At 68.1% G+C, this 21,329-nt stretch carries 12 protein-coding genes; 8 read left to right on the forward strand and 4 right to left on the reverse strand.

The features are described 5' to 3' along the window. The first annotated feature begins 17 nt into the window (after positions 1–17). Entirely contained in the window at positions 18–254 is a 237-nt protein-coding gene (locus DMC64_RS06930) for a hypothetical protein (protein WP_125732711.1), read from the forward strand. 551 nt (positions 255–805) lie between these two features. On the opposite strand, the gene pip is transcribed toward DMC64_RS06930, so the two are convergent. From pip to panB, 3 genes are all read right to left on the reverse strand, one after another. Then, entirely contained in the window at positions 806–1,777 is a 972-nt protein-coding gene (gene pip, locus DMC64_RS06935) for a prolyl aminopeptidase (RefSeq protein WP_125732713.1), read from the reverse strand. A gap of 89 nt (positions 1,778–1,866) precedes the next feature. Next, positions 1,867–2,841 carry a right-handed parallel beta-helix repeat-containing protein gene (locus tag DMC64_RS06940; RefSeq protein ID WP_125732716.1) on the reverse strand — a complete coding sequence of 325 codons (975 nt, stop codon included), beginning with the start codon at positions 2,839–2,841 and terminating at the stop codon, positions 1,867–1,869. Positions 2,842–3,249: 408 nt separating this feature from the next. Further along, the gene (gene panB, locus DMC64_RS06945) at positions 3,250–4,125 is read right to left on the reverse strand and encodes a 3-methyl-2-oxobutanoate hydroxymethyltransferase (protein WP_125732718.1); all 876 of its coding nucleotides are present in this window, start codon (positions 4,123–4,125) and stop codon (positions 3,250–3,252) included. Positions 4,126–4,369: 244 nt separating this feature from the next. Here panB and lysX point away from each other — a divergent pair, with 244 nt between their 5' ends. Beyond that, a complete protein-coding gene (gene lysX, locus DMC64_RS06950) occupies positions 4,370–7,687 on the forward strand; it encodes a bifunctional lysylphosphatidylglycerol synthetase/lysine--tRNA ligase LysX (protein WP_125732720.1) in 3,318 nt (1,105 codons plus the stop codon). Positions 7,688–7,747: 60 nt separating this feature from the next. Here the strand turns inward: lysX and DMC64_RS06955 are convergent, their stop codons facing one another. Then, positions 7,748–8,983, reverse strand: coding sequence for a cytochrome P450 (locus DMC64_RS06955; RefSeq protein ID WP_037335719.1), 1,236 nt, complete (start codon positions 8,981–8,983; stop codon positions 7,748–7,750). Positions 8,984–9,437: 454 nt separating this feature from the next. Here DMC64_RS06955 and DMC64_RS06960 point away from each other — a divergent pair, with 454 nt between their 5' ends. From DMC64_RS06960 to DMC64_RS06985, 6 genes are read left to right on the forward strand one after another with little or no spacing between them, the layout of a single operon-like run. Next, on the forward strand, positions 9,438–11,084 hold the full coding sequence (locus DMC64_RS06960; RefSeq protein WP_125732722.1) for a condensation domain-containing protein: 1,647 nt from the start codon (positions 9,438–9,440) through the stop codon (positions 11,082–11,084). A 42-nt stretch (positions 11,085–11,126) separates the two neighbouring features. Beyond that, positions 11,127–14,477, forward strand: coding sequence for a non-ribosomal peptide synthetase (locus tag DMC64_RS06965; RefSeq protein WP_125732724.1), 3,351 nt, complete (start codon positions 11,127–11,129; stop codon positions 14,475–14,477). Then, the gene (locus DMC64_RS06970) at positions 14,474–18,058 is read left to right on the forward strand and encodes a type I polyketide synthase (RefSeq protein WP_125732726.1); all 3,585 of its coding nucleotides are present in this window, start codon (positions 14,474–14,476) and stop codon (positions 18,056–18,058) included. The genes DMC64_RS06965 and DMC64_RS06970 overlap by 4 nt, the downstream gene beginning before the upstream one ends. After that, positions 18,048–19,358: an MFS transporter gene (locus tag DMC64_RS06975; RefSeq protein ID WP_125732728.1), complete on the forward strand. Its 1,311-nt coding sequence runs from the start codon at positions 18,048–18,050 to the stop codon at positions 19,356–19,358. Before DMC64_RS06970 ends, DMC64_RS06975 begins: the two co-directional genes overlap by 11 nt. Continuing rightward, on the forward strand, positions 19,355–20,611 hold the full coding sequence (locus DMC64_RS06980; protein ID WP_125732730.1) for a cytochrome P450: 1,257 nt from the start codon (positions 19,355–19,357) through the stop codon (positions 20,609–20,611). Before DMC64_RS06975 ends, DMC64_RS06980 begins: the two co-directional genes overlap by 4 nt. Next, positions 20,608–21,297 (forward strand): thioesterase II family protein, encoded by a 690-nt coding sequence (locus DMC64_RS06985; RefSeq protein ID WP_125732732.1) that lies wholly within the window; start codon positions 20,608–20,610, stop codon positions 21,295–21,297. The genes DMC64_RS06980 and DMC64_RS06985 overlap by 4 nt, the downstream gene beginning before the upstream one ends. Positions 21,298–21,329 lie beyond the last annotated feature (32 nt).

Consider the following 21,329-nt stretch of genomic DNA (forward strand, 5'->3'; position numbering starts at 1 on the left):
TTCGGAAGAATAGGAGCGTGGCGATGTCGGGTGCGGGAGGCTACGACGACAAGATGCCGAACGTTGAAGATTACCTACACGACTACCGAAAAGTCCTGGAGCGGGTACGGGCGTCTCGCCAAGGCTATCCTATCAGTGAAGTACGTCAGGCGTTGAGAGAGGGCTTCGAATCGGAGGGAGTCGAAGTATGGGATGAAGTGCTCGAAGATGCTGCTAAGTTGATTTCAGCAGGAGATGCCGATTCCTCTGCGTGACTAATTTCTGCCAATAGTGAAACGACGAATTGTCGAGCGAATTTCGAGTGTAGGATATCGACAATCTGACACTTGAAGAGCGTGTGTGCTTGGACGACTCAGGTGTTCAAGTGGTTCCCCGGATGACGTGCTGTGCACTCCTCTATAGTAATGGGTAGAGCCTTGGTCTTCTGCATGAGGAGATGATCTAACATGTGGGGCGAAAGGTTGTGGGGTGTGTTTCTGCAAATTTCCGGTGGTTTCTGCTCGATCTGCAATATTTCTGGGCGGGGGCGGACGGAGCTGAGGGTGCCCGCAGAAACCGGTTGATGCGAACGTGTGTGACGCGTTCTTTGCCTCGGTGGGTGCAATTTCACTGCTGCAATATGCGCTCGCGCGCCCACGTCATTCCTCCGATAAGAAGGTGGCGGAAGAATTGCTGATAGTGGCGTGAAGGGATGCCGGAGGGCAACTTGGTTTGTCTGGGGGTCGGGAGGTCTTGGCGCGTCGATCCAGTGCAGGCGTTTCAAGCGGGGCGAAGTCCTCGATGATGCGGTGCGGACGATTTCGGCTCAGGAGACCTGATCGCGCCGTCGGAAGGAATCAGTCGCCTCCCGCAGCGCCGCCAGCATCCCCGGATCCGTCACCGCGTGCCCGGCAGCCTCCACCAGCTCCAGCTTCGAGTCCGGCCAAGCCCGGTGCAGTTCGTAAGCCGTCGCCGGTGGGCACACCGCGTCGTAACGTCCCTGCACGATCACGCCAGGAATTCCCGCCAGCTTCCCGGCCTCCCGGATCAACTGTCCTTCCTCAAGCCATGCTCCATGGCAGAAGTAGTGCAGCGCCAGCCGGGCGAAGGTGACCGCGAACTCCGGCGACGCGTACTGGTTGTGGAACGCGGGATCCGGGCGCAGGCAGACGATCGCGCCTTCCCAGGTGCTCCAGGCGATGGCCGCACGTTCCCGGATCGCCCGATCGGGGTGATAGACGAGCTCGCGGTACGCCGACAGCGGGTCGTCGCGGCGGTCTTCGGGGATCGGCGCGAGGAAGTCTTCCCACTCGCGGGGGAAGAGGTTCGCGGCGCCGCCGTTGTAGATCCAGTCGAGTTCGCCGCGGCGGACGGTGAACACGCCGCGCAGGATGATCTCGCTGACGCGGCTCGGGTGGGTTTCGGCGTAGGCGAGGGCGAGGGTCGCGCCCCATGAGCCGCCGAAGAGCTGCCACTGGTCGAGATTCAGCCGTTCGCGCAGCTTTTCCATGTCCGCGACGAGGTGCCAAAGGGTGTTGGCCGACAGGTCGACGTCCGGCGTGCCGATATGCGGAGTGCTGCGGCCGGCGCCGCGCTGGTCGAACAGGATGATCCGGTAGGCGTCGGGGTCGAAGTGCCGCCGGGCCATGGAGGAGATGCCGCTACCAGGGCCTCCATGCAGGACGACCACGGGTTTGCCGTCCGGGTTCCCGGCTTCTTGGCAGTAGATCCGGTGCCCGTCGCCGACGTCGAGCATGCCCTCGGCGCGCACCTGGATCGGCGGGTACAGGTCGTCCATAAGAACACTCTGCCCGAATCGGCGAATGTTCGAAGGGTGGGGGCCCGCCCCCGCCGCCGGGCTGAGCGGGCCCCCGGTCTTCGGTCGCGTCAGCAGCCCGCCGTGGCGGCCACGTTCGCGAATCCCTTTCCGGCACCGGTCACCTTGTTGCTCGCGCAGACCTTGTTGCCCGTCGCGGCCTTCACGAGATAGAAGCCGTACGCGTAGCTGGACTGCACGTCCGCGGTGTTGCCGGAGAAGGTGTTGCCGCGGCCCCAGCCGTCGAGCTGGACATGGACCTCGAAGCCACCGTAGGTCGCGTCGTGCACGAAGACCTTGCTGCCCCGGTTGTCCGCGACCATGTAGTTGTTGCCCTTCATGTCCACCCAGCTGTCGGCGAAGTGCTCGCCGCTCTGCCCGGTCCCGTCGAAGACGTTGCCGCGCAGTTCGCCGCCGGTGGTGCCTTCCTTGATGTCGATCGACTCGGCTCGTACGTTCGGGCCGATCTTGTTGTTCAGTGCCTTGTTCCGGTCGCTCCGGTCGGGCGTGCCGCCGGGCCAGTTGCCCTTCGCGGAACCGAAGTAGATGCCTTCGCCGTAGCCCGCGTACTCGCGGCCGGTGTCGGTCACCTCTGAGTTCTTCACGACGTTGTCGGTGCTCGTGTACTGGAAATGGATGCCCTCGTGGCCGACACCGGTGACCTTGATGCCGTCGACGACGGTGTTCTTGACGCCGGTCGCCATCAGGCCCTTCTGACCACCGGTGAGGGTGAAGCCGGTCAGGTTCCAGTAGCTGCCGGTCAGTTCGAGCGTGCGCCCGGCCGAGGCCTTGATGACCGCGCTTCGCGGACCCTTCAGCGTGATGCGGCTGCTGGACGTGCCGCTCTTCGCCGCCTTGAAGTTGCCCGTGAAGGTCGTGTCGGCCGCGAGCTCGATGACGGTGCCTGGCGTGACCGAAGCGAGCGCCGCCGTGAGCTGCTCCGAAGTCCCTACGCGGACCGTCGCGGCCTGTGCCGGGTACGCCGCCAGCGTCGACAGCAGGGCCGCACCGGCCGCAACGGCCAGAACCCGCTCACGAACACGCATCCGTGGTCCTCCTCGTCGAGGGATCGAAATTCGGTCGTGGCGGCGACGGGCTAGACGTTAAGCCTCTTTACGAATGAGAGTCAAGGACATGATTGAAGTTCATATACGTGAACGACTAAAGGAGGGTGGTCGAGCAAGGACCGCCTGGAAAGGGAGCAAGGGACCTTTGCTACCGCGCACCCTGGCGGGTGGGGGTGTGTGGAAATAGGGACGTTGAGTGTCCCTATTTCCACACACCCTGTACTCCGCGTAGCGGCGCTGACGGACTGTGTGGATTTTGGGGCGTCAGATGATCAGAAATCCACACGGTCACCACGGCGCGGAGAGCAAGGGACCTTTGCTACCGCGCTCCTCGATCGGGAGTGGTAGCAAAGGTCCCTTGCTCTCTTTTTGCAGGTCAGAGGCGGGTCAGTCGTGGAACGAGTGCTCCGGAGCCGGGAACTCGCCTCGCCGCACGTCCTCCGCGAAGGCGGAAGCGGCTTCGGCCAGGACGCCGGCGAGGTCGGCGTACTTCTTCACGAAGCGAGGGGTCTTGCCGCGTCGAAGCCCGGCCATGTCCTGCCAGACGAGCACCTGGGCGTCGCAGTCCGGCCCGGCGCCGATACCGACGGTCGGGATCTTCAGTTCGTGTGTGATCCGCTTCGCGGCTTCGGCGGGCACCATCTCCATGACGACCGCAAAGGCGCCGGCCTCCTCCAGGGCGAGCGCGTCGGCGAGCAGCGCTTCGGCCGCTTCGCCGCGCCCCTGGACGCGGTAGCCGCCCAGATTGTGTTCACTCTGCGGCGTGAATCCGATATGTCCCATCACGGGGACGCCGGCCGACGTCAGCGCCTCGACGTGCGGAGCGAATTTCCGCCCGCCTTCGAGTTTCACCGCGTGCGCGCGGCCCTCCTTCATGAACCGCACCGACGTCTCCAGCGCCTGCTGCGGTGAAAGCTGATACGAACCGAACGGCAGATCGGCCACGACCAGGGCCCGCTTCACCGATCGGGTGACCGCGCGGACCAGTGGAAGCAGTTCCTCCACGGTCACCGGAAGCGAAGTGTCGTACCCGAACACGTTGTTCGACGCGGAATCCCCGACGAGCAGCACGGGAATGCCCACTTCGTCGAACAGCGCGGCGGTGTACATGTCGTAGGCGGTGAGCATCGGCCAGGCTTCGCCGCGCTCCTTCATGTCGCGAAGGTGATGTACGCGGACCTTCTTCCCAGATGTGGCCTGGGGCGCCGCGCCGGTCCCGTACGGAGCGGTGAGCTCGCCGGAATCCTTTTCGGTGGCAGACATCCTTGTCGACCGTCCTTCCCTCGAGGCCTCGAAGAGGTCCCCGGGTAGTGGAGCTGAACAGGACAAAGCCTGACATGCCCGGATACCGCTCCCAAGGCCCTGCGACCAGCTTCACACCGCGGCGTCACGCCTGTGGATGAGGAAATTCAGACCAGAGGATGATGATCGTTGACAACCACACAGGGTTGTGTGACGTCAAGTAAGTACAGCTGTCGATCCCCTGTGTGTACCGAGAAGGACCAGAATGGCAAACCCAGTGAGCCGAGTCGCGCCGTGGAAGGCGAGGGCCGGCGGGATCGTCGCCACCCTCGTGCAGCTCGCGGCCGTGTTCTCGGTGATCCTCCTGCTCGCCGGCGGTGTGAAGGGGCCGGTGCTCAGGACGGGTGACATCGCCTTCTCGGCCTTGAGCATCCCGACGAACGCGAGCCTCGTGATCGTCCTGCTGCTCGTGGTCCTCGGTGCTGCGCTCCGCCGCCGCAAACGCGCGGCTCTCTACACGCTTCTGCTGTTCCAGGTCGGCGGCCTGGCGGTGACGCTGGCCTTCCAGGCCGCCCTGCTGTGGTCGCCCGAGCTGCTGAAACTGGGTCCGTGGCAGGTCCGGCACATCCCGCACCAGGTGTGGGTGCTGGCCATCGCCGACCTGATCTCGATCGGGATGATCGCGTTCCTCTGGGTCCTTCGTCCCGCGTTCCCCGCCCGGCTCGCGCCCGGAGCCTGGCGTGACGGCTTCACGGTGCTGTTCGGTGGCTTGGCCGCGGTCATCCTGGTCGGCTGGGGCCTGAGCGAAGCCTTCCCCGGCCGTCTCGCCGACACCTGGGCGCGGTTCGCGTGGGTGGTCAACCACACGACCGGGGAGAACATCCAGCTGCGCCGGGTCGGTATCGGCGAAGGACCCGCCTGGCTCGACCTCGTGCTCGACCTCAGCGCCACGGCGGTCGCGACGGCCGCGCTGTACACGCTCTTCCGAGGTGTGCGCAGCCGTCGCTTGAGGACAGACGAGGAAGAACTGCGCGTACGCCGCCTTCTGGCCGAACACGGCGAAGACGACTCTCTCGGCTATTTCGCCACCAGGCGCGAGAAGAGCGTCGTCTTCTCGCCGAACGGCCGCGCGGCCGTGGCGTACCGCGTGCTCGCGGGCACCAGCGTCGCGAGCGCGGATCCCATCGGCGATCCCGACGCGTGGCCCGACGCGGTCCGCGCCTGGCTGAGCGAGGCACGCACCTACGGCTGGACGCCCGGCGTGCTCGGCGCGAGCGAACGCGGCGCGAAGGTTTACGCCGACGCAGGTCTTCGCGCGCTTGAGATCGGCGACGAAGCCGTCCTCGACGTCCGTGACTTCAGCCTCGCCGGGCCGGAGCGTCGCTCGGTCCGGCAAGCGGTCAAACGGATCGAACGGGCCGGATACAGCACGAAAGTCCGGCGGCACAGCGAAATCCCGGCGGACGAGATGGCCAGGCTGCTGCTGCAGGCGCAGCAGTGGCGCGGCGCCGAGACCGAACGCGGATTCTCGATGGCGCTCGGCAGGCTCGGTGATCCGAGCGACGGCCGCAGCGTGATGGTGGAGGCGTACGACGCCAAGGGCGAGCTTCGCGGAATGCTGTCGTTCGTGCCGTGGGGCCGTCGCGGCCTGTCGCTCGACCTGATGCGGCGCGACCGCGACGCCGAGAACGGGCTCAACGAGTACATGGTCGCCGAGGTCGTCGCGGCGAGCTCACACCTTGGCGCGCAACGGATTTCGCTGAACTTCGCGATGTTCCGCGCGGTCTTCTCCGAGGGGGAGCGGATCGGCGCGGGCCCGGTGCTGCGTGCCTGGCGCGGCGTGCTCAGCATGGCGTCACGGTTCTTCCAGCTGGAATCGCTCTACCGGTCCAACGCCAAGTACGGGCCCGACTGGGAGCCGCGGTTCCTGTGCTATTCCTCGGCTCGACGGTTGCCGCGGGTCGGCATCGTCGCCGGCGCGCTCGAGGGATTCGTCCCGACAGGACGATCGGCGCGGGCGCTGAAACTGGAGACGGTCACCGACGATTTCGTCGCCGAAGTCCACCGTATCGAAGCGAACGCGGCCACTCCCGCACCCAAGGAGGTGCGACGCCCCGACCAGGTCCGCGTGCGGATGGCGAAGCTGGATCGCTTGCGGGAAGCCGGGATCGATCCGTACCCGGTCGGTTTCGCGCGGGACGATCTGCTCGGCGACGTCGTCTCGAAGTTCGGGGACCTGAGCCCGGACACCCACACCGGTCATCGGGTCCGCGTCGCGGGCCGGGTGCTCGCGATGCGCAACCTCGGTGGGCTCTGTTTCGCGCGGGTCAAGGATTTCAGCGGCGAGATCCAGCTGATGCTCGATGCCTCCGTGCTCGACCTCGGCGGCTGGCGGCGAGGCGTCGACCTCGGTGACCATGTCGGCGTGAGCGGGCAGGTCGTGACGTCGCGGCGCGGTGAGCTTTCCGTGCTCGTCGACGACTGGACCGTGACGGCGAAGAGCCTGCATCCGTTGCCGGACAAGCGAAAAGGTCTCACCGATCCGGAGACGCGGGTGCGGCAGCGATACCTGGACCTCGCGGTGAACCCGGACTCGACGGCGATGCTGCGGATGCGCTCGACCGTCGTGCGCGCGGTGCGGGAGCGGCTGCACCAGGGCGATTACCTCGAAGTCGAGACGCCGATGCTGCAGACCGTGCACGGCGGCGCGAACGCGCGGCCGTTCATCACGCATATCAACGCCTACGACATGCGGATGTATCTGCGGATCGCGCCCGAGCTCTACCTGAAGCGGCTTTGCGTGGCGGGCGTCGAGCGCGTTTTCGAACTGAACCGGAACTTCCGCAACGAGGGTGTCGACGCGACGCACAACCCCGAATTCACCATGTTGGAGGCATACCAGGCGTATGCCGACTACAACACTATGCGGACCTTGACGCGCGAGCTCGTGCAATGCGCTGCGGAGGCCGCGTACGGCGCGCAGGTGGTTCGCCGACCGGGGCCGGACGGGAAGGTCGTCGAGTACGACATCTCAGGTGACTGGCCGGTGATCCCGGTCCACGAAGCCGTCTCTGCCGCGCTCGGGGAGAAGATCGACGCGAGTACCTCCGTCGCCGAACTCCAGCGGCTGTGCCGCGCGGCCGGGGTGCCGGTGAACGAGGACGCCGGGCACGGCGATCTCGTGCTGAAGGCGCACGAGCATCTGGTCGAAGGCGCGACCGTGCTGCCGACCTTCTACACCGACTATCCGACCGACGTCTCGCCGCTGACCCGGCAACATCGCGTGGACCCGCGGCTGGCCGAGCGCTGGGATCTGATCGCGTTCGGCTCCGAGGTCGGCACGGCGTACACCGAGCTGACCGACCCGCTCGAGCAACGACGGCGGCTGGAGGCCCAGTCGCTGCGCGCGGCGAGCGGGGACGTCGAGGCGATGGAGCTGGACGAGGACTTCCTGCTCGCGCTCGAACACGGCATGCCGCCGACCGGCGGGCTCGGCATCGGTGTCGACCGGCTGCTGATGATGCTGACCGGGGCGTCGATCCGGCAGACGGTGCTGTTCCCGTTCGTGCGCCCGCAGGGGTAGCAAGGGACCTTTGCTATCACTCGGCCCGCTGACCTGCGAAAAGAGAGCAAGGGACCTTTGCTACCGCCGGGCCGCGGTGATCGGCACCCGCTTGTACCCGGACACGAAGTTCGACGTGATCCGCTCCGGCTTCCCCGCCGGGGCGAAATCGTGGAACCGGCTCAGCAGCTCCTCGAACAGGATCCGGATGCTCATCCGCGCCACACTGTGCCCGACGCAGTAGTGCGGCCCGATCCCGAACGCGAGGTGCTTGTTCGGTTTGCGCCGGATGTCGAAGGTGTCCGCGTCCGGGAACTGCTCCTCGTCGCGGTTGGCCGAACCGAGCCAGACCACCACCGCGTCGCCGGCGGAGATCTTCGTATCGCGCAGCACGACGTCCTGGGTGGCGTACCGCAGCATGTGGTTGACCGGCGAAGACCAGCGCAAGGCCTCCTCGACGGCGGTCTGCCCGGTCTCCGGATGCCGCGTCCAGTCCTCGAGCACACCGGTCTCGATGAATTCCGCGAACACGAAGTTCGGCGCGTGCGGCGTCGTGACGTTCGCGCCGAGCAGGAGGCTGTAGCAGTTGGCCACGATCTCGCTGGGTGACATGTGCCTGCCCTCGAACTCGGTCGAGATCAGCACGCTGAGCAGGTCGTCGCTGAGGTGGTCGCGCCGGTACGAGACCAGATCCTGGAAGTAGACGAACAGTTCCCGGTGCGCGCTGGCCAGCGTCGCGTCCTTGCCGTCCGCGATCTGGAACTCCGGATCGTCGGCGGCGACGCAGGCGCTGGTGAGCTTCGTCAGCCACGGCCAGTCCTCTTCGGGCAGGCCGATCATCCGCCCGGTGACCGCCATCGGCATGGTCATCATGGCTTCCGCGAAATCGAAGACACCGCCGTCGCCCAGCGGGGCGATGAGGCCCAGCACCAGTTCCCGGACCATGTCGCGCTGCTTGTCCACCGCGCGGACCGCGAGCGCCTTCTTCAGCCGCGCCTGCATGATCGTATGCCGAGGCGGGTCGGTGACGACGAGCTGCTTGCCGCCGGCCGGATCGTCCATGCCCAGCAGTTCGAGCATGGTGCCGCGTTCGGAGGTGAACAGTTCCGTGGTGCGCATGACGAAGTCGGTGTCGGCGAACTTCACCACCGACCAGAAGCCGCGCTCGGCGTCTACCTGGTGCCAGGTCAGCCCGTCCTGCGCGCGGAGTTCACGCCATATCGAATGCGCGTCACCGTCGGCGTACAGGAAAGGGTCGACCAGGTCGGCGCCGCTGAAATGCACCGGACAACCCCTGGTGGTGTCCTCGAGCGTCATGCGCGTTCCCTTCATTTCGCGGCGGACCACCATGATTTATCCGCACCCGAATGGCATAGTGGCCGTATGCGCTGAACACCCCAGTGGCCACTGCGTCCAATGGACCAGTGAATACGGCGGCGGCACTGCTCGCCGTATCAACTTTCCTTGCAGCACAACGCATCCACGCCCATGTGGGCAGGTTCGTTGCTTCTTCCCCAGATGTCGGCCGAGTCAAGCACGCGTGTTCGAGCAGTGTCAAGGGTGTCCGAATCACTGCTTTCGTAGCTCAGTGGTGAGATGTCCACGAATGGACGAGTTGACAGTCGCGGCGGTGTCCTCGTAGCGTCTGGATGGCAATTGGGGGTTCGATTTCTGGGGAATTCAGCCACCGCGTTGATTTGATTACGGCTTTTCGCCGTGCATTTCTTCTTTCCATTCAGGCTGTCCACCGACCGGGGGAAGCGGCAGAGGTATGCCATCTGAATCGGCCAGTGTCTGGCATGTCGCCACGCCCACTCAGCAGGGCATTTGGATCGTCGACCGCATCGATCGGCTGCGCCCGACGTACCTGATCCCGTCGGTCATCGAGTTCACCGGACCGATCGATCACGTCGCGCTGGCGGATGCCGTCAGCCGCGCGCTGGCACGGCATCCCGCGCTGCGATCGCGGTTCCGCCTCGAGACCACGCACCGTCGCGTCGAGTACCGGACCGACGGCGAGCCCGCGGAGGCCGGCTTCCTCGACGCCGTCGAAGAGGACTGGACCACTGACGAGGTGAAGCGGCTCGTCGAGGTTCTCTGCTACACACCCTTCGACCTCGGCGACGAACCGCCGGCCCGAGCGGAGCTCATTCGCGTCGGCCCGGACACCACGTTGTTCGTCCTGACCGTGCACCACATCGTCTTCGACGCCACGTCACGGAAACTGCTGCTCGACGAGATCGGCCGGTTCTACCGCGCCGCGCTGAGCGGTGAAGAAGTCGTTCTGCCCGAACCGATCCATCCCGCCCAGGTACAGGTCCCGATCCCGGAAACCGAGCTGGCGCCCCGGATCGTGGACGCCGTCGAGCGACTGCGGGGCGCGCCGACCACGGTCGACCTGCCCTATGACCGGCGTCCGGACCCGGACCTGTCCATGATCGGCGCCGAGGCCCGCACCACCTTCGACGAACAGGTCACCGCGCGGGTCCTGGCGGCGTCGGCCGAAGCGGGCTGCACCGCGTTCATGACCGGGGTCGCGATCCTCGCCGCGACCCTCGCCCGCCGCGGCGGGCAACGCGACTTCCTGTTCTCGGTGGTCTGGCCCGGTCGCGACGACCCGGTCTCCGCCGGTGTCGTCGGGATGTTCATGTCCACCCTTGTCCTGCGGATCCGCCTCGACGAAACGACGACGTGGCGCGAACTCCTGCTCGAAGCGCGGAATTCCGGCATGGAGACGTTCATCGACGCGGATGTCCCGTTGGACGCGCTCGCCGCCGAACTGGACGACGAGCGCGACGTCGGCAGGCTGCCGTTGACCCCGGTGCTGGTGAACCTCGCCGAGGTGCCCGCCCCGTTCGACCTCGCGCCCGGCGTCACCGGCCGGTTCCGGCCGCTGGAACCCCAGTACAGCAAGTGGGATCTCGCGCTGTTCGTGCATGTGACGGACGGATCCCGCCTGGAGCTCACCCTCGACTACCCCGCCGATCTCTTCACCGACGAAACGATCGACGGCCTGCTTCTCGATCTGCGACGCGGTGTCGCGGATCTCGCCCGAACCCCGGAGGATGCCGTGCTCAAGCCCGCCACCGAAGCCCTCGACCTCGACGATCCGGCCGTGCGCCTGGACCTCGTCCGCGGTGTCTGGAGCGAGGTGCTCGACAACAAGGAATTCGGCGACGACATCAGCTTCTTCGACGCGGGAGGCGATTCGCTGCGCCTGGTGGTGCTGGTGGAGAAGCTGCGCGAAGTGTCCGGCCGGATGGTGAAGACGGTCGACCTGTTCCGCGCCGGCACCGTCCGCGGCCACGCCGATCTGCTGGTCGGCGCGGAGAAGAAGCAGACGGGGGGAGCGCGCGGCAGCCGTGAGCGCCTGCTCGGCGCCGCCCGCGAACGGCGCGCGGCCGAAACCCAGGCCTGACCCTCGCCTACGCCAGCCCCTCGTCCCGACCGGAGAAAAGCCATGTCGTTCCACGAGTACGCCAGTGCCGTCCTCGGCCAGGACATCGAGGCCGGCGCGTTCGCCACCACCAGTTTCGTCGGCCTCGGCGGGGATTCACTGCGCGCACTGCGGCTCGTCGCGATCACGCAGGAGAAGCTCGGCCTGCGAGTCCCCGTGGCCGCGTTGCTCAGTGACACTCCGGTCGCCGAGGTGTTCGCCGGTGCGGTCCCCGCCGGGAAACCGGTCGGCGGATCAGAACCGGCCGCCGAAGCGATTTCCCATGCCCAGCGCGGGATGTGGCTGATCGAGCGGGTTACCGGCGGGTCTCCGTACAACCTGGTCTTCACCTGTTTCGTGGAGACCGGGACGCTGGTGCCGGAGTTGTTCGAGCGGGCGGTCGCGCGGACCGTGGCGAGACATCCCGGACTCCGCACGGTCTACCGCGGTGACACCGGTGATGTCGTGCCCGAGGTGCTCGAGTCGTACGTCCCGGCCGTCGAGGCACACTCCTGGGAAGGCGAAGCGGGCGAGTTCGAGGAGCGGGTCCGGTCCCTGGCGGCCCGGCACGGACGGCGGCCGTTCGACCTCGCGGAGGCGCCGGCGTATCGGTTCCTCCTGGCCCAAGGTGGCACGGGCGGTCGGGCCGTGGTGCTGGTGGCGCACCACATGGTGCTCGACGGCTGGTCGGTCGGCCTGCTGCTGAACGAATTGTTCGCCCGCTACGCGAACCTGGCGGGCGGCGGGCCCGAGACCGTGGGGGAGCCCGGTGTCTCGCCCCGGGTTCTCCTGCGCCATCAAGAGGAGGCCCGCGCCTCCGGGGAATGGGACCGGCAGGCCGAGTTCTGGACCAAGCACCTCGACGGCGTGCCGTCGGTGCTGGAAGTCCCGTCCGATCGGCAGCGTCCTCCGATCCAGGACGCCGCGGGCGCGCGGCTGCCGATCGAGTTCGGCGTGCCCGCCGGCGCGGCGGTGGCCGAACGCGCCAAGGCGCTGGGGATCACGCCGTTCGCCTTCCTGCTCGGCGCCTTCGGCTTGACGTTGAGCCGCTGGACCGGCACGCGGCATCTGCTGGTCGGGGTTCCGCTCACCGGCCGGGGGAGCACCGAACTCGAAGAACTCGTCGCCGTCGCCGGGAACCTGGTCCCGGTCCGGATCGACATCGCCGAAGACGCCGCCGTGGCGACGTACCTGCGCTCGGTGCACCAGTCGCTCGGGCAGAGCATCGGCGCGGGCGACCTGCCGTTCGAGGAGCTGGTCACCCGGCTCGGCATCGAACGCACGCTCGGCTGTCATCCCTTGGTCCAGGTCTCGTTCGGCATGCACGATCAGCTTGTCCCGCAACGGATCGAGACCTCGGGCGCGCGGCTGCGGATCGAAGAGGGCCACGGTGGCGGCGCGCAGTTCGACCTTTCCCTGCTGATCGGCCGGGCCGAGCCGTCATTCGGTGGCCATCTGGAATACGCGTCCGCGGTCTTCGGTCCGGCCGACGCCGAAGGGTTCATCGCGGACTTCCTCGCCGCCGCGGACCAGCTGGCGACGGCCGGCGACGTCGCGGTCGAGGAGATCCGTTGCCTGTCAACGGAACGGCGGGCCCTGCTCGACGGCATCAACCGGACCCGGGAGGATTTCCCGGCCACGTCGATCGACGCGCTCTTCCGCGAAACGGTGCTCCGGGACCCGGACGCGATCGCCGTCCGCGAACACGAAGTCCAGCTGAGCTACCGCGAACTCGCCGCCGCGGCCTCCCACCAGGCGCGGCTGTTGCGAGAAGCCGGTGTCCGCCCCGGCGACCGCGTGCTCGTCGGGCTGGACCGATCGATCGCGGAAGCCGTCGCGGTGCTCGGCATCGTCTGGGCGGGCGCCGCGTACGTCGGCGTCGATCTCGCCGTCCCCATCGAGCATTCCGGCAAGATCGTGCGATCCGCCGCTCCGGTCGCCGCCCTCGTGCCCACGGCCTTGGCGGAACGCTTCCGCCAACTCGGGATTCCCGTGGTGGCGGCGTGGGATCGGTCCTGGGAGATGCGGGAGGTCGTCGAAGCGCCGGTGGATCCGGACACGACGCGTCCGGCCTATGTCGCCTTCACTTCCGGCTCGACCGGTGAACCGAAGGGGGTCTGCGTCCCGCACCGCGCCATCGTCCGGCTGGTGCACGAGGCGGACTACGTCCACCTCGGCCCGGAGGAACGGGTGCTGCGGTTGTCCCCGCTCGCCTTCGACGCGTCCACTTTGGAGCTTTGGGGCGCGCTCCTGACCGGTGCCACGCTCGAGGTGTACCCGGCGGGACTGCCGACGCCCACCGAACTCGGCGAATTCCTGCTGGACAACGAAGTCACCGTCGCCTGGCTCACCGCCGGACTGTTCCGGCTGGTGGAGGAGTTCGCGCCCGACGCGTTCGCCGGGCTGCGGCAACTGCTCACCGGCGGCGACGTCGTCCCGCACGAGCACGTCGCCCGGGTCCTGCGGCGCCATCCCGGCCTGGTCATCACCAACGGCTACGGGCCGACCGAGAACACCACGTTCACCACCACGTATTCGGTGACCGACGCGGACGACGTCGACGGTCCGCTGCCGATCGGCACGCCGTTGCCCGGAACCCGGGTGTACGTGCTGGACGCCCGGCATCGGCTCGTGCCGCCGGGCGCGGTCGGCGAGCTGTACACCGGCGGTCTCGGCCTCGCCGACGGGTACCTCGGCGACGAGGCGGAGACGGCCCGCGTGTTCGGCGAGTTCTCCCCGGACGTGCCGGAACGCCTGTACCGCACCGGGGATCTGGTGCGCATCGACACGAAGGGCCGGGTCCGGTACCTCGGCAGACGCGACGATCAGGTCAAACTGCGCGGCTACCGCGTCGAACTGTCGGCGATCAGCGAGGCGCTCACCGCGGACGAGCGGGTGCAGGACGCCGTCGTCGCGGTCAGCGACGGCGACAGCGCGGAGAAGCGGTTGATGGCCGCCGTCGTCCCGGCGCCCGGTGCCGTGTTCGGCACGGCGGACCTGCGCGACGCCCTGAACGGACGCTTGCCGGCGTACATGGTCCCGACGCTGTGGGCGCTGGTCGAGCGGATCCCGGTGACTGGCAACGGGAAGATCGATCGCCGCGCGCTGGCCGCGGTGGCGGCCCCGGCGACCGCGGCCCCGGAACCTCAGGACGACCTCGGGCCGGCGCTCGCGATGTTCATCGAGGCGATCGGCGAGCCCGCCGTGGAAATCACCGCGCGGACGGATTTCTTCACCGTCGGCGGGAATTCGATGGCGGCCATCCGGTTGGTGACGCTGGCCAAGGAACGCACCGGAGCGATCCTCAAGGTGCGCGACTTCCTGCGCGACCCGACGCCGGAAGGCCTGGGCAGGCTCCTCGCGAGCGCTTCATGACCAGGCAGGAGCCGGTCGCCGTCATCGGGATGGCCTGCCGGTATCCGGGCGCGCCGGACGTCGGCCGGTTCTGGTCGTTGTTGCGCGCGGGCGCCGAAGGCATCAGCAGGCTGGACGCCGAGGAGGTCCTCGCGGCCGGTGGCGACCCCGAGCTGACCCGGCGTCCCGATTTCGTCCCGGCGATGGGGTTGCTGACCGGCGCCCGCGGCTTCGACTGGACGTACTTCGGCTACAGCCGTGCCGAGGCGGCGAGCATCGATCCGCAGCAGCGGGTGTTCCTGGAATGCGTGGTGGCCGCCCTCGACGACGCCGCGCTCGACCCGGCCCGCTTCCCCGGCTGGATCGGCGTGTACGGCGGGGCGGACCAGGTCACCGCCGAGCCGGACGGCGAACTCGGCGAACTGGCCCGCTACATCGGGCTCGGCCCCGACTTCCTGGCGACGCGGGTGGCCTACAAACTCGGCCTCCGCGGGCCGGCCGTCACCGTGCAGACGGCGTGTTCGACGTCGTTGACGGCGGTGCACATGGCGGCCGCGAGCCTGCGCGGCGGCGAATGCGACGTCGCGCTCGCCGGTGGGGTCGCGGTCATCGACGGCGGCGAACGCGGCTACCTCTACGAACCCGGTGGAATCCTTTCCCCGGACGGCCATTGCCGCACGTTCGACGAACGGGCCGGGGGCACCGTGCCCAGCGAGGGCGTCGGCGTGGTCGTGCTCAAGCGGCTGGCCGACGCGCGGCGCGACGGCGATCGCGTCCTCGCGGTGATCCGCGGTTCGGCGATCAACAACGACGGCGCGGAAAAGATGGGCTACACCGCTCCGTCGGTCGAGGGGCAGAGCGAACTCATCGCCTACGCGCAGAGGCTGGCTGGCGTCGATCCGCGCGACATCGGATACGTGGAGGCGCATGGCACCGGCACCCGGATCGGCGATCCGATCGAGGTCCAGGCACTCACCGACGTCTTCCAGGCGGACACCGGCGCCACCGGCTGGTGCCGGCTCGGCGCGGTCAAGAGCAATATCGGGCACACCGGTTCCGCGGCGGGGGTGGCGGGCCTGATCAAGGCCGTGCTGATGCTGCGGCACCGCGAACTGGTGCCGTCGGTGCACTTCACCCGGCCGAATCCGTTGCTGGAACTGGAAACCACCCCGTTCGTGGTGAGCACCCGCACCGAACCGTGGACCGGCCGGGACGGCAGGCTCGCCGGCGTCAGTTCGTTCGGCGTCGGCGGCACCAACGCGCACGTCATCCTCGAAGAGGCGCCGGCCCGGACGGCGCCGCCCGTGCGTGGCGGGCGCCGGGTGCTGACATTGTCCGCGGCCGCGCCGGAAGCCCTCGGCCGCCTCCGCGCGAACCTGGCCGAGCACCTGCGCGCCACACCGGACCTGCACCTGTCCGAAGTCAGCGCGACGCTGGCGTCCCGCCGCGTGCATCAGCACCGGCAGACCGTCGTCGCAGAGGACACCGCCGAAGCCGCGACGCTGCTCGCGGCGCCGGGGGCGTCCGTGCCGGGTGCGCTCGACAAGGTCGCGTTCGTCTTCCCGGGGCACGGTCTGCTGACCCATCCCGCGGGGGTGGCCGCGCACCGGCTGCTTCCCGGCTTCCGGGCCGCGTTCGACGAAGTCCGGGACCTCGTCCGCGAGCGGCACGGGCTCGACCTCTCACCGATCGTCACCGAGAACGCCGAACCGGCGTGGTTCTCGCGACTCGTCCCTCACCAGGTCGGGCTGTTCGCGCTCGGCTACGCGCTGGGCAGGCAACTCCTGGAGCTCGGTATCCGGCCGGTCGCGATGCTCGGCAACAGCATCGGCGAGTACGCGCCCGCCACGCTCGCCGGGCTCTGGACCCTGCCGGACGCGGTGGATCTGGTCCACCTGCGGGCTTCGGCGATGCTGGCCACCCGGCCCGGCCGGATGGCCGCCGTCGGCGCCGCCGCGGACGAACTCGCGGACCGCTTGGCGGACAAGGGTTTCGGTGAACTCTCCCTCGCCGTGCGCGGGCCGGGACGAGTCGTCGTCTCGGGTCCGGAAGCGGCGATGACCCGGCTGCTCGACGGAGACCTCCTGGTCGGTCTCGACGTCCGGGTACTCGACATCCCGCGAGCCTTCCACAGCACGCTGATGAATCCCGCCGCCGACGAACTCGCCGGGGCGGTGGCCGCCAAGCCGAACGCGGCGCCGCGAATCCGGCTGGTGTCCAACACTTCCGGCGGATGGGCGGAACCGGACTCGTTGCGCGGCCCCGGTTACTGGGCGGGGCAGCTCCGCGAACCGGTGCTGCTGGAGGAGTGCGCGGGCACCCTGCTCGAATCCGGCTGCGACACCTTCCTCGAGCTGGGGCCCGGCACGTCCATGCTCGCCACACTTCGCCGTCACGAAGCCTGGAAGGCAGGCAACGTGACCGTGCCGCTGCTGGGCCGGGCCGAGGACGGCGATCGCGGTGTCCTCCGCGCGCTCGGCTCGATCTGGGAACGTGGCGCGGACGCCGTCGCCGGATTGCTGGAAGAGCCCGGTGAACGGCCGCCCGTCTGCTCGCTCCCGACTTACCCCTTCAGCGACGAGGAGCCGGATTTCGCCGTCAGACGTCCGCCTTCGATCAAGTCCACTGTGGATGGTCCAGGTGAGTCCACAGTGGAACGACTGTGGTGTGCGGCGCTCGGCGTCCCCTCGGCCGACGCGGCGGACGATTTCTACGCGCTCGGTGGTGAATCGCTGATGGCGGTGAACCTGATGTCGAAGATCCGCGAGCGGACCGGCGCTTCCGTACCGGTGGCGGAGTTCGACCAGGAAGCCACCTTCGGCCGGTTGTCACGACTGGTCGCGGAGCGGTCTGCCGCACCGGGGCCGCGGCACACGGTCGATGTCGTGACCTTCCACGAAGACGGCCCCGGCACGCCCTTGCTGCTCATCGCGGATTCCGCGGGCAGCGCGCTCAGTTATCGCGCGCTGGCGGACGAACTGGCCGGTGCGCGCCCGGTCCACGGATTCGAAATCGTTTCCGGCCGGGAAAAAGGCATCGACGCGATCGCGGCCCACTACGTCGACGCGGTGCTGCGGACGCGGTCCGACGGCCCGTACCTCCTGGGCGGCTGGTCGTTCGGGGCCGTGCTGGCGCACGAGGTCGCGCGGCAGCTGACCCGCCGCGGCGCGGACGTGGACACGGTGGTCGGCCTCGACGGCTTCGTGCAGGGACGCCGCGACCTGCCGATGGCCGTCGATCCCGGCTTCTTGGCGAGCCACGGGCGAACCCTCGTCGACGCGGCCTTCGGGTTCGGCGCGATCGGCCGTGAGGTGCGACGCAATCCGGCGCTGCGCACGCAATTGCTGGGCAAGGCACGCGCGCTGGTGCCGTACCGGCCTCCTTTCGTTCCCGCCAGGGCCTTGGTGTTCCGGGCGGGTTCGGACCGGCGAGGGGCCGCCCGGCTCCGCGCCCGTCTCGCCCCGCTGTACGGCGGCGGTGTCCAGGTGTTCACCACTCCCGGCGATCACTGGTCACTGCTCACGCAACCCCATGTGGGCGTTCTCGCCCGCGAATTGAACGGTGCTCTCGCGGGCGCCGAGAGGATGGATCATGTCGGCTGAATCCACAGCGACGAGTCAACCCACCGTCACGGCGGCGCCGGAACCCCCGGTCCAGGAGAAGCCGCTCTTCCGTAACCGTGATTTCCAGGCCATGTGGATCAGCCAGTTCTTCGCCGCCTTCGGCAAGGAAGCGGCGGAGATCGCGTATCCGCTGCTGATCCTCGCGACCACCGGTTCGGCGACCTACGCCGGCGCGGTCGGCGCGGTGCAACTGGTGGTGGCCGGGGTGATGTCACTGCCCGGCGGGAGCCTGACCGACCGCTTCAACCGCAAGCTGATCATGATCGTCTGCGATCTGGCGCGGCTGGTGCTGCTGGCGTTGTTCGCCGTGCTGGTGATGAGTGACGGCGTCAACGTCTGGTTCACCTTCGCCATCGTGATCCTGTCCGCGACCTGTCTCGGCGTGTCCAACCCGGCCGGGATGGCGGCGATCAAACAGCTCGTGCCCGCCTCCCAGCTGACCCAGGCGACCGCGCAGAACCAGATCCGGTTCTTCGGCGCCACCGTCGCCGGCCCGCCCGCCGGCGGCGCGCTGTTCGCCCTCGCCAGGGCGCTGCCGTTCTTCGCCGCCGCGCTCTCGTTCCTGGTGTCCGCGGTGATCCTGCTGCTGGTCAAGAAGCCGACCCAGGCACCGCGGACCGTCGAAACCAAGGCCGCGCCCAAGGGGAGCATGCTCGACGGCTTCAAGTTCATCGTGAAGCAGCCGATCATCCTGACCCTGGTGCTGTGGGCGATGGGCTCGAACATGGCCTTCAACCACTCCGGGATGTTCCTCGCCCTGATCGCCACCGCGCAGGACCGCGGCGCGTCGGAAGCCCTGATCGGCACGACACTCGCCATCGCGGGCGGCGGCGGTCTGACCGGCGCGCTGCTCGCGGGCATCGTGCTGAAGTACGTGCGGCCGCCGGTGATCATGGCCTACGCCATCTGGATCGGCCCGGTCGCGGCGGTGCTGCTGACCTTCGTGCCCGGCACGCTGCCGCTCGGCATCATCGTCGCCTGCATCTTCCTGCGCGCCGGTGTCGTCGGGGCGCTGATCTACGGCTACATCGCCGCACTGGTGCCGGACAACCTGCAGGGCCGGGTCATCGGCGCGGTGATGTTCGTCGGCATGATCGCCCAGCCGATCGGCATCTTCGCCGTCGGCGCGATCTTCGACCTCGCCGGCCCGACGTGGGTCTTCGTCTTCATGGCCGTCGCCGGGACCCTCTTCGCGCTGCCGACCCTCAGCAAACGCATCCGCACCTTGCCCGCCCCTGAAGAGCTCGCCAAGCAAACGACTTCGGAGGATGGAAAATGAGCCTGGAAACCCCTGAGCAGACCACCGCGTCCCCGGAGCCGCTTCCCGCCGAGTTCTGCACCCACCCCGGCCCGGATCCGTACGCGGGCTACGCCGAGGTGCGGGCCACCTGCCCGGTGCGGCCGATCGAGTACCCGCCGAATTCCGAGGCCTACGTCATCGCCGACTACGAAACGGTGAGCAAGGGTTTCGCCGACCGCCGGCTGTCGAAGAGCGTCGACAACGCGCCCGGCTGGTTCCGCGAGGCACTCGAACAGAGCAGCCCGATCCTGATCAAGAACATGCTCACCGCGGACCCGCCGAAGCACACCCGCCTGCGCAAGCTGGTCGGAAACGCCTTCGTCCCGCGACGGATGAACGAACTGCGGCCGCGGATCCAGGAGATCACCGACGACCTGATCGACGCATTGCCCGGCGAAGGCGTCGCCGATCTCTACAACGACTTCGCGTTGCAGCTGCCGATGCGGGTGATTTGCGAGTTCCTCGGTGTCCGGATCGAAGACTGGCCGCTGCTGCACGACTGGGGCATGGTGCTCAGCAACGCGCCGTACCTGGACGAAGAGGGCAACCGGCGGCTCAAGCAGGTCAGCGACGACGTCGAGAAATATCTGCTGAACCTGATGGCCGAGCGGCGCGCGGATCCGCGCGAGGACCTGGTCAGTGTCATTCTCGAGACGGCCGACGCGGACGAGGCGTACAGCGACGAGGAGATCGTCTCCACGTTGATCCTGCTGATCATCGCGGGCCACAAGACGACCGCGAACCTCGTCGGGAACGGTATGCAGGCGTTGCTGCGGCATCCGGACCAGTTCGAGCTCCTCAAGCGCGAACCGGAACTCGTGGCGACGGCGATCGAGGAGTTCCTGCGCTTCGAGGGACCGGTTTACCGTGCGCCGCAACGGTTCGCGGCCGAGGACCTGGAGCTGTGCGGCCAGCGGATCGGCAAGGAGAGCGTCGTCCACCTGCTGATCAACTCGGCCAACCACGACCCCGAAGTGTTCGAAAACCCCGAAAAACTGGACATCACCCGCAAACCGAACCGGCATCTTTCGTTCGGGGTCAACGTGCACTTCTGCCCCGGCGCGCCGCTTTCCCGGATCGAAGGCGCAGTCGCGTTCACCACGCTGCTGCGGCGGCTGCCCGGGTTGAGCCTGGCCGTGGCGCCGGAGGACCTGCCGTGGCGCTTCGACAACTCGGCCAGCCGGGGCCTCGAACGACTGCCGATCCGCTACGACCGGAAGCTGCCGCGATGACTTCCTTGGTGTGCCTGCCTTTCGGTGGGAGCGGGGCCGCCTTCTTCCACCCGTGGTCGGCCTTCGCCGCCGACGGTCTCGAAGTCGTGCCGATGCGGTTGCCCGGCAGGGAACGGCTGATCGACGAAGAGCCGTACCGGTCGGTGCACGACGCCGTCGACGCTTTCGTCGGCGACCTGGGTGAGGCGTCGGACGTCGTGTTGTTCGGGCACAGCGTCGGCGCCGTGCTGGCCTACGAACTCGCGCACCGGCTGCCGTCCGTGCGTCATCTGTTCGTCAGCGGGTCGCCCGGTCCGCGCACGGAACGACCGCTCGAGATCCGCGCGTCCGTCCACGAAGACGACGATGCTTTCCTGGCGCAGGTCCAGGTCCTGTCCGGACACGTCGATCAGGCGCTGTATCACCCGGATCTGCGGGAACTGCTCCTTCCGGCGTTGCGCGCGGACGTGACGATGCACGAAAACTACGTCCCCAGCACCACCGAGCCGCTCACGGTGCCGATCACGGCCTTGCGCGGCACCGGCGACGAACTGGTCTCCGCCGACGGCATCCGCGAGTGGGCCGAGTTCACCACCGCCGGCTTCGAGGCGGTCGAACTCCCCGGCGCGCACATGTACGTGGTCGATTCCGGGGAAGCCGTGATGAATCTGATCCAGAGCGCGATTCGTTCCGATAGCGTTGTGTGAGTACCTGATCGCTCGCCAACCGTGACCGCAGG

Origin of the sequence: Amycolatopsis sp. WAC 04197 (genome assembly GCF_003947475.1) — a bacterium.
GTDB classification, from domain to species: Bacteria; Actinomycetota; Actinomycetes; order Mycobacteriales; family Pseudonocardiaceae; genus Amycolatopsis; species Amycolatopsis japonica.

Excerpts from the sequence above, each read along its gene's own strand:
- pip (WP_125732713.1), bottom strand. The coding sequence starts at position 1,777 with ATGGACGACCTGTACCCGCCGATCCAGGTGCGCGCCGAGGGCATGCTC.
- DMC64_RS06940 (WP_125732716.1), bottom strand. The coding sequence starts at position 2,841 with ATGCGTGTTCGTGAGCGGGTTCTGGCCGTTGCGGCCGGTGCGGCCCTG.
- panB (WP_125732718.1), bottom strand. The coding sequence starts at position 4,125 with ATGTCTGCCACCGAAAAGGATTCCGGCGAGCTCACCGCTCCGTACGGG.
- lysX (WP_125732720.1), top strand. The coding sequence starts at position 4,370 with ATGGCAAACCCAGTGAGCCGAGTCGCGCCGTGGAAGGCGAGGGCCGGC.
- DMC64_RS06955 (WP_037335719.1), bottom strand. The coding sequence starts at position 8,983 with ATGACGCTCGAGGACACCACCAGGGGTTGTCCGGTGCATTTCAGCGGC.
- DMC64_RS06960 (WP_125732722.1), top strand. The coding sequence starts at position 9,438 with ATGCCATCTGAATCGGCCAGTGTCTGGCATGTCGCCACGCCCACTCAG.
- DMC64_RS06965 (WP_125732724.1), top strand. The coding sequence starts at position 11,127 with ATGTCGTTCCACGAGTACGCCAGTGCCGTCCTCGGCCAGGACATCGAG.
- DMC64_RS06970 (WP_125732726.1), top strand. The coding sequence starts at position 14,474 with ATGACCAGGCAGGAGCCGGTCGCCGTCATCGGGATGGCCTGCCGGTAT.
- DMC64_RS06975 (WP_125732728.1), top strand. The coding sequence starts at position 18,048 with ATGTCGGCTGAATCCACAGCGACGAGTCAACCCACCGTCACGGCGGCG.
- DMC64_RS06980 (WP_125732730.1), top strand. The coding sequence starts at position 19,355 with ATGAGCCTGGAAACCCCTGAGCAGACCACCGCGTCCCCGGAGCCGCTT.
- DMC64_RS06985 (WP_125732732.1), top strand. The coding sequence starts at position 20,608 with ATGACTTCCTTGGTGTGCCTGCCTTTCGGTGGGAGCGGGGCCGCCTTC.